Annotated in this window: 6 protein-coding genes, 4 tRNA genes, 2 rRNA genes and 1 other RNA gene (1 of these 13 running past the window's edge); 11 read left to right on the forward strand and 2 right to left on the reverse strand. The window is 65.6% G+C overall.

Annotated elements, in window-relative coordinates; translation table 11 throughout:
* Positions 1-1,846, forward strand: a 23S ribosomal RNA gene (locus A0W70_RS12370); it begins 1,042 nt to the left of the window's first position.
* A 100-nt stretch (positions 1,847-1,946) separates the two neighbouring features.
* Positions 1,947-2,062: ribosomal RNA gene (rrf, locus tag A0W70_RS12375) — 5S ribosomal RNA — on the forward strand.
* A gap of 95 nt (positions 2,063-2,157) precedes the next feature.
* On the opposite strand, the gene A0W70_RS12380 is transcribed toward rrf, so the two are convergent.
* Both A0W70_RS12380 and A0W70_RS12385 read right to left on the reverse strand, forming a co-directional pair.
* Positions 2,158-2,805: a lytic transglycosylase domain-containing protein gene (locus A0W70_RS12380; protein ID WP_070989403.1), complete on the reverse strand. Its 648-nt coding sequence runs from the start codon at positions 2,803-2,805 to the stop codon at positions 2,158-2,160.
* Entirely contained in the window at positions 2,805-3,395 is a 591-nt protein-coding gene (locus A0W70_RS12385) for a nitroreductase family protein (protein ID WP_070989404.1), read from the reverse strand. The genes A0W70_RS12380 and A0W70_RS12385 overlap by 1 nt, the downstream gene beginning before the upstream one ends.
* A 194-nt stretch (positions 3,396-3,589) precedes the next feature.
* On the opposite strand from A0W70_RS12385, the gene A0W70_RS12390 reads away from it, so the two are divergent.
* From A0W70_RS12390 to A0W70_RS12430, 9 genes are all read left to right on the forward strand, one after another.
* Entirely contained in the window at positions 3,590-5,359 is a 1,770-nt protein-coding gene (locus A0W70_RS12390) for a M61 family metallopeptidase (protein WP_070989405.1), read from the forward strand.
* Positions 5,356-6,330, forward strand: coding sequence for a biotin--[acetyl-CoA-carboxylase] ligase (locus A0W70_RS12395; RefSeq protein ID WP_070989406.1), 975 nt, complete (start codon positions 5,356-5,358; stop codon positions 6,328-6,330). The genes A0W70_RS12390 and A0W70_RS12395 overlap by 4 nt, the downstream gene beginning before the upstream one ends.
* Entirely contained in the window at positions 6,327-7,070 is a 744-nt protein-coding gene (locus tag A0W70_RS12400) for a type III pantothenate kinase (protein WP_070989407.1), read from the forward strand. The genes A0W70_RS12395 and A0W70_RS12400 overlap by 4 nt, the downstream gene beginning before the upstream one ends.
* Complete coding sequence (locus A0W70_RS12405; RefSeq protein WP_070989408.1) at positions 7,058-7,675, forward strand: SPOR domain-containing protein; 618 nt, start codon at positions 7,058-7,060, stop codon at positions 7,673-7,675. The genes A0W70_RS12400 and A0W70_RS12405 overlap by 13 nt, the downstream gene beginning before the upstream one ends.
* A gap of 144 nt (positions 7,676-7,819) precedes the next feature.
* Positions 7,820-7,895: transfer RNA gene (locus tag A0W70_RS12410), tRNA-Thr, on the forward strand.
* Positions 7,896-7,992: 97 nt separating this feature from the next.
* Positions 7,993-8,077: transfer RNA gene (locus A0W70_RS12415), tRNA-Tyr, on the forward strand.
* 45 nt (positions 8,078-8,122) lie between these two features.
* A non-coding RNA gene (locus A0W70_RS12420) (RtT sRNA) lies at positions 8,123-8,255 on the forward strand.
* Positions 8,256-8,359: 104 nt separating this feature from the next.
* Positions 8,360-8,433: transfer RNA gene (locus A0W70_RS12425), tRNA-Gly, on the forward strand.
* 56 nt (positions 8,434-8,489) lie between these two features.
* Positions 8,490-8,564: transfer RNA gene (locus tag A0W70_RS12430), tRNA-Thr, on the forward strand.
* The last annotated feature ends 46 nt before the right edge of the window (positions 8,565-8,610 follow it).

Genomic DNA, 8,610 nt, shown 5'->3' on the forward strand with positions numbered 1-8,610 from the left:
AGGAGGTTGGCTTAGAAGCAGCCACCCTTTAAAGAAAGCGTAATAGCTCACTGGTCGAGTCGGCCCGCGCGGAAGATATAACGGGGCTCAAGCCGTGTACCGAAGCTGCGGACGCGCTCTGCGCGTGGTAGGGGAGCGTTCCGTAAGCCGTTGAAGGTGTGCCGGGAGGCATGCTGGAGGTATCGGAAGTGCGAATGCTGACATGAGTAACGATAAAGGGGGTGAGAGGCCCCCTCGCCGAAAGCCCAAGGTTTCCTGCGCAACGTTAATCGGCGCAGGGTTAGTCGGTCCCTAAGGCGAGGCCGAAAGGCGTAGTCGATGGGAAACAGGTCAACATTCCTGTACCTCTTGCTACTGCGAAGGGGGGACGGAGAAGGCTAGGTCATCCGGGCGAGTGGTCGTCCCGGTCCAAGCAAGTAGGGAGTGTCTTTAGGCAAATCCGGAGACACAATCCCGAGATGCGATGTCGAGCTCCCAAGGGAGCGAAGTGACTGATGCCATGCTTCCAGGAAAATCCTCTAAGCATCAGGTAGTAAGAGACCGTACCCATAACCAACACAGGTGGGCAGGGTGAGAATCCTAAGGCGCTTGAGAGAACTCGGGTGAAGGAACTAGGCAAAATAGCACCGTAACTTCGGGAGAAGGTGCGCCCGGTCTGGTGATGGGACTTGCTCCCTGAGCTGGGCTGGGCCGAAGTGACCAGGCGGCTGCGACTGTTTACTAAAAACACAGCACTCTGCTAACTCGAAAGAGGACGTATAGGGTGTGACGCCTGCCCGGTGCCGGAAGGTTAAGTGATGGGGTTAGCCCTCGGGCGAAGCTCTTGATCGAAGCCCCGGTAAACGGCGGCCGTAACTATAACGGTCCTAAGGTAGCGAAATTCCTTGTCGGGTAAGTTCCGACCTGCACGAATGGCGTAACGATGGCCGCGCTGTCTCCACCCGAGACTCAGTGAAATTGAAATCGCTGTGAAGATGCAGTGTTCCCGCGGCAAGACGGAAAGACCCCGTGAACCTTTACTACAGCTTCACACTGAACTTTGAGCATATTTGTGTAGGATAGGCGGGAGGCTATGAAATGGGGGCGCTAGTCCTCATGGAGCCAACCTTGAAATACCGCCCTGATATGTTCGGAGTTCTAACCCAGGCCCGTTACCCGGGTCGGGGACAGTGTGTGGTGGGTAGTTTGACTGGGGCGGTCTCCTCCCAAAGAGTAACGGAGGAGTGCGAAGGTACCCTCAGCGCGGTCGGAAATCGCGCAGTGCGTGCAAAGGCATAAGGGTGCTTAACTGCGAGACAGACACGTCGAGCAGGTGCGAAAGCAGGTCTTAGTGATCCGGTGGCTCTGAATGGAAGGGCCATCGCTCAACGGATAAAAGGTACTCCGGGGATAACAGGCTGATTCCTCCCAAGAGTCCATATCGACGGAGGAGTTTGGCACCTCGATGTCGGCTCATCACATCCTGGGGCTGTAGCAGGTCCCAAGGGTATGGCTGTTCGCCATTTAAAGTGGTACGCGAGCTGGGTTTAGAACGTCGTGAGACAGTTCGGTCCCTATCTGCCGTGGGCGTTGGAAATTTGAGGGAAGCTGCTCCTAGTACGAGAGGACCGGAGTGGACATACCTCTGGTGTTCCGGTTGTCACGCCAGTGGCACTGCCGGGTAGCTACGTATGGTCGGGATAACCGCTGAAAGCATCTAAGCGGGAAGCCCCTCCCAAGATAAGATTTCCCTGGACCCTCGAGGTCCCTGAAGGTCCGTCGAAGACTACGACGTTGATAGGCCGGGTGTGGAAGTGCAGTAATGCATGGAGCTAACCGGTACTAATTGACCGTGAGGCTTGACCATATAACACCCAAGCGGTTGGGTTGCATCGTAATGCACCGCGCCGATGCCCTTTGGAATCCCGAATTTGCCCTGTCGTTCCGGCGGCAGGGACACCGGTTTGCCTGGTGGCCATAGCGAGCGGGAACCACCCGATACCATTCCGAACTCGGAAGTGAAACCGCTCAGCGCCGATGGTAGTGTGGGGCCTCCCCATGCGAGAGTAGGTCACCGCCAGGCTCCTGCTGTAAAACCCCGATGGTCTATCGATCATCGGGGTTTTTTTATGCATGAAAAAAATGTCGGCCTGGCCGGCGCCGCGGCCTGCATGCGGGCTACTCGGTTCCGGATCCCTTGCCGTTCGCTTGGCTGCGGTATGCACGCCATCGTTCGAGGACGCGACGGACGTACGTCCGTGTCTCGGGGTAGGGCGGGATCCCGTCGTGGCGCTCGACGGCAGCGGGGCCGGCGTTATAGGCCGCCAGGGCGAAGGCCGTGTTGCCGTCGTAACGTTCGTGCATCCGCGTGAAGTACTCGATTCCGCCGCGCAGGTTCTGCTGGATATCGAAGGCGTCCTCGACGCCGACGGCATTCGCGGTATAAGGCATCAACTGCATGAGCCCGCGCGCCCCGACACGCGAAACCGCCTTCGGGTCGAAACAGGACTCCACGGCGATGATCGCCTTGATCAGGAGCGGGTCGATCCCGTAGCGGTCGGATAGACGCTGCACCGGTGTCTCGATCCGGTCCTGTCTGCGCGCGAGTTCTCCATCGTCAGCGCCGCGACAGGATGATCGGGCCGGCGGTCGGCCGTGGTAGCCCTTGAAGTGGAACTGATCGAGCTGGTCCGCGTTCGGTTTGCGGTCCGTAAACCAGACCGTCCCGTCGTCTTCCTCGTACTTGTACGTAATACCGTCGTCGGCGGCGGCCAGCCCCTGCAGACCGATGGCCAATACAACGCAGCTGACCCGAAGCCGTTTCATCAGAGGCTCTCGTATGCCCGGGCGCCGGTCCATTCCGTGACGAACCGCGCGGGGTCGGGCCGTTCCCTCGGGGGCTGTTCCGTGCGGGGCGTGCCCAGATACAGGAATCCGACCAGGCGATCGTCGAAGTCCAGGCCCAGCGCTTCCGCGACCTGGCCGTCGTGCGCGTTGGGACCGGTCAGCCAGATCGCGCCGTAACCAAGGGCGTTGGCCGCGAGCTGCATCTGGTTCAGCGCTGCCCCCGCGGACAGGACCTGCTCGATCGCGGGGACGCGCTCATTGTCGGGATCGACGCGGGCCGCGACGGCGAGCACGAGTGGCGACCGCGACGGTTTCGCGCGCTGTTTCGCGACCGCGGCGTCATCACTTTCCGGAGCCCGCGCCCGCAGCGCCTGCGCGAATACCTCGCCGAGCGATGCGCGCGCTTCACCCCGTATGATCAGGAAACGCCATGGCTGCAGACCATCGTGGTCCGCGGCCGCGACGCCCGCGCGCAGGATCGCGTCCAGATCAGCGTCCGTGGGTGCGGGGTCATCCAGCTGGTCGGCGGGGACCGACCGGCGGTTGTGCAGCAGTTCAAGCGCGTCCATCGGGTCTCCATGCGGCCGATCGGATCCGGTTTTCCCGGACACCATCCTGCGGAATTTCGCGCAGTATACTAACCCGATCAGTGATAGCGCCCCAGCCGCCCCCTCCGGCGATACCGCAGGGCTGCCCGTTCCCCGGTGGAGCATCCGCCTGGAGGCCGGTATCGTGTGCGCTCCAGCAGCCAGCCAGGCGATCGATGAGCCCGATGCGTTACACGCTGATTCCGCAGGATCCACAGGCCCATCAGTTCGGTGGCCGGCTTGAACTCGACAGGCCCGATCCCTCGGGGCAACGGCTGTCACTCCCCGCCTGGATCCCGGGCAGTTATATGATCCGCGATTTCGCGCGGCATGTCGTATCGCTGGAGGCCTGGTCCGGAGAGGCGCCGGTCCGCGTCGAGAAGCTCGACAAGGACACCTGGCGCTGTGAGCCCTGTGCCGGTCCGCTGCAGGTCCGCTGGCAGGTCTATGCATGGGACCCGTCGGTGAGGGCCGCGGCACTCGACGACACGGGCGGGTTCTGCAACGGCAGCAGCGTATTCCTCCGCCCGCTCGGTATTGAGGACGGCCCCTTCGAGTTGTTGATCGAAGCCCCGGCGACACCCGTCCGAGGGCACTGGCGGGTGGCGACGACCATGGAGGCCCAGGCCGTCGATGCCGACGGCTGGGGCCGCTACCGTGCGGGCGACTATGAAGAGCTGATCGACCATCCGATCCGGTTCGGCGAGTTCACGCGGTTCGGGTTCGAGGTCGCCGGCGTGCCGCATGAGATCGTCCTGTCCGGCGCGCCCCGGGTCGATCGCGAGCGCCTGTGCGCCGACCTGGCCGCCGTTTGTCGCGCCCATATCGATCTGTTCGGGGAGCTTCCGGTCGATCGCTACGTGTTTTTCATGAACGTGGTCGGCAGCGGTTATGGCGGTCTCGAACACCGGTCGTCGACGGTGCTCGATGTGGCCCGTGAGGCGCTGCCGCTGTCGGGCGATCCCGCGGACCGCGAGCCCTACCTGGAGCTGCTGGGCCTGTGCAGTCACGAATACTTCCACCTGTGGAACGTCAAGCGCATCCGCCCTGCCGCATTCGTGCCGTTCGATCTGTCGCGTGAAGTCCACACGACCCTGTTGTGGGCATTCGAGGGCTTTACGTCCTATTACGACGACCTGGGTCTGCGCCGGGCCGGGCGGCTCACGCACGAGCAATACCTCCAACGCCTGGCTGGTGTCATCACCCGTGTCCATCGCGGGGCCGGGCGCTTTCGCCAGACGGTGCTGGAATCGAGTTTCGACGCGTGGACGCGTTTCTACAAGCAGGATGAGAACGCGCCCAACGCGATCGTCAATTATTACGCCAAGGGGGCGCTGATCGCGTTGGCGCTCGACCTCACCATCCGCGGGCGGACTGATGGTGCACGCTCGCTCGACGATGTCATGCGGTTGCTCTGGGCGCGTTACGGTGATGGCGCCGGAATCGACGAACGCGGAATCGAGTCCGTCGCCGGCGAGGCCACGGGGCTCGATCTCGACACGTTCTTCGACACCGCGCTGCGCTCGACGCAGGATCTCGATCTCGAGGCGCTGCTTCGCCCTTGCGGGATCGAGCTGCGCTGGCAGGTGCCGCAACCCGGCGCGGGCTATGTCCCCGCTCTGGGCGCGAGCGTGGAAGCCGCGGCGGAGTTGCCGCGTATCGCGCGCGTATTCGACGGCGGTCCCGCGCGCGCGGCGGGCATCGCACCGGGCGATCGCGTCATCGCCGTCGATGGCGTGCACCTTCGCGGGGAGGCCCTCGCCAAATGGCTCGCGCGCCTGCCGGCGGGCACGGCGATCGCCATGCACGTACTGCGCGGTGATCGCCTGCACGAGCTTGCCGTCGCATTGCAGCCCCCGCCGGCCGATGCGGCCGAACTGGTTATCGTCGATCGCTCGGGCGATACGGCCGTACGTCACCGCGCGGCCTGGCTGGACGGTGTATGAGTCCGGCCGCCCCCTCACTGCTTGCGCGACTGGCCGACGGCGCCGTTCACTCGGGAGAGACACTGGCCGCCGAGTTCGGTGTGTCGCGGGCGGCGATCGGCAAACAGATCGCCCGTCTGCGCGCGCAGGGCTGGCCGGTCGAGGCCCGGCGTGGCGCCGGTTATCATCTGCCGCCGGGCTGGCAGCCGCTCGAGCGCGCCGCCATCGAGACGGCACCGGGCTACGCCGCCGCCGCGCCGGAATCGCTGGCGCTGCTCGACGCGGTCGACTCGACCAGCCTGTATCTGGAGCGCGGCCCGGCCCCGCCGTCCGGCCGCACCCGCCTGTGCATCGCAGAGCATCAGCAGGCCGGCCGCGGGCGCCAGGGGCGCAGCTGGTACTCGGCGCCGGGGGCGTCGATCACCTTCTCGGCGGTGCGCACGTTCGACCGTTCCCCCGCCGAACTCGGCGCCCTCGGACTCGCCGTCGGGGTCGCGCTGTGCGAGTGCCTGGCATCGCTCGGGCTGGCCGGAATCGGACTCAAGTGGCCCAATGATCTGCTCCACGGCGGGCGTAAGCTCGGCGGGATCCTGGTCGAGCTGCGGGGCGAGGCGGCCGGCGCGACTCGGGTCACGGTGGGCGTGGGCATCAATTACGGCGACCCGGGCACGGATACCGGCACGGCGACCGCCGGACTGTGGTCCATCGGCGGGGACGCTTTACCCGGGCGATCGCGGCTTGCAGGTACACTGATGGGCGCTGTCACGGGCGCGCTCGACGAGTTCGCGCTCCGCGGGTTCGGTGCCTTTCGCACGCGCTGGGACTCCTTCGATCTGCTGGCGGGGCGCGCGGTCCGCGTATGGACCGGTGAGGGTGCGGTCGACGGTACGGCGCGTGGTATCGCGGACAACGGCGCGCTGCTGTTCGAGGATGACCACGGTCGGCGCCAATCGCTGCACAGTGCGGAAGTGACCATCAGGGCGCGTGTATGAGACTTCTGATCGATATCGGCAACAGCCGGATCAAATGGGCCCTGGGCGCGGACGGCGAGCTGTCCGCACCGGCGGGCTTCGCGCGACCGCGCGCCGACCATGACGATGCCTGGGCGCGGGAATGGGGGCACCTGGCGCCCGAGGCGGTCACGGTGTGCAGCGTCGCCGGCCGTCAGTCGGTCGCGGTACTCCGCGACTGGGTCGAGCGCCATTGGGCGGTCCCGTTCAGCGAGCTGCGTGCACGCGAGCGCTGCGGCACGATCGTCAACGCCTACGCGGATCCCGCCAGTCTCGGTGCTGATCGCTGGGCCAATCTGCTCGGGGCGCGCGCGGCCCTCGGGCCGGTGGATGCGATCATCGTCGATGCCGGCACGGCGGTGACCGTCGACGCCCTGAGCGCCGACGGTCGCCACCTCGGCGGTGCGATCTTCGCGGGCCTGAGTGCGAGCCGGGCCGGCCTGCGCAGTGCCGCGCCGGCCTTGCCCGCGTCCCATGACGAGGCCCCGCTGCCCAGCGACAACACCGCCGGGGCGATCGGCGGCGGGACCCTGGTTGCCCTTGCGGGGGCGATCGAGCGGGTGGCGACCGCCGTCGGGGGGCGTCTGACGACCCCCGAGCGGATCCTGACCGGCGGCGATGCGGAACGCCTCATGCCCTGGCTCGATGCCGGCTGGACGACGGATCCGCTGCTCACGCTGCGGGGACTGCTGCATAGCGGAGATGCGGTATGCGCTGGGTAGCGCTGCTGCTGCTCCTCGCGAATGCGGCGCTGCTCGGCTGGATCCAGTCCGGAACCCCGGGACGCGGGCCCGCCACGAGTGAACCGCCGGTCGAGCTCGGCGAGCTCCCGCTGCTGCGGGAGTCGCGCGGCGCCGAGGCGGCCCCGAGCGTCTGCTTCACCATCGGGCCCTTCGAGGAAGAGGCGCGGGCGGAAGCGGCGCGGCGGCGACTCGCCGACCTCGATCTGGCGCCCCGCCAGAGGACGACGCGCGATCAGGAGGTCTACGGCTACCAGGTCCTGCTGCCCCCGTTCGAGTCGCGCCAGGCGGCGCTTGCGGCGACCCGGGAATTGCAGCAACAGGGCATCGAGGACTATTTCGTCGTCTCCGGGGAAGAGCTCGAAAACGCCGTCTCCGTGGGGCTGTTCGAGCGCAAGCGTTTCGCGGTGCGGCACGCCGACTACCTGAATGAACTCGGTTTCGATGCCGAGCTCCGGTTGCGGACCCGCGAGCGCGTCCGCTACTGGCAGGACTACCGCGATCCGCGTGAGCGGGTGACATCCGAGGTGCTCGACTCGCTGGCCACCGACCAGGCCCTGAAACGGCTCGAACGGCCCTGCGATTGATTGTCTGCAGCCGCGTTGTGGCCTAGAATCACGGCTCCCGAAGCCCTGAGCGCGAGCGCTTCGGGCCGCCTCGCGACGGCAGGCAGGGGCGTCCGGGGGTTGCCGGATTCCGCCGGCTGGCGGTATTGGCAGCATCGCGACCGGGCTGGCGTAGCTCAGTAGGTAGAGCAGCTGATTTGTAATCAGCAGGTCGCGGGTTCGATTCCTGTCGCCAGCTCCAATTCCCCGCCCACGGGCCCGTGGGCGGCCCAATGCGTGCGCCCGCACGCCTATTGACGCGACCCTGCTTGTGGGGCAAAATTCGCGGCTTGTGTCTCGGAGGGATACCCAAGCGGTCAACGGGGGCAGACTGTAAATCTGCTGGCTTAGCCTTCGGAGGTTCGAATCCTCCTCCCTCCACCAGTACAAACGGTAGTTCCGGCACCGGTATAGCGGATGCCGAAGAGGTGGGGCGAAGGCACGAGGAGGATGAGAACCGGGAGGTTCGACCGATTCGCCAGGAGCGAATCGGGACGCGGCGAAAGCCGCGGCCCGAAGGGCGGAGGGCAGGGCGCCCGTCGCTATCCTCCTCCCTCCACCAGTAAAGACAGTCGCTGTGGCGCAGGGCAGGTAGGCCGCGAGCGCCTGCCCGGGTCGCGGTGGCGCGGCGAGTCTGTCGTACTCGTCGCACCCGGGTTTGATCCGGCGGGTGTAGTTCAATGGTAGAACCTCAGCCTTCCAAGCTGATGACGCGGGTTCGATTCCCGTCACCCGCTCCAGCTGCCGGTCGCTGGCGCTGAAGGTGCGAGGCCATTAAGGAAGTAGAGTTGTCCGGGCCGATATAGCTCAGTGGTAGAGCACTCCCTTGGTAAGGGAGAGGTCACCGGTTCAAATCCGGTTATCGGCTCCAGATCATATTACCAACACTGTAATTCGACGGTTCGGGAGCTCCGGGA

Origin of the sequence: Halofilum ochraceum (assembly GCF_001614315.2) — a bacterium.
Lineage (GTDB): Bacteria > Pseudomonadota > Gammaproteobacteria > XJ16 > Halofilaceae > Halofilum > Halofilum ochraceum.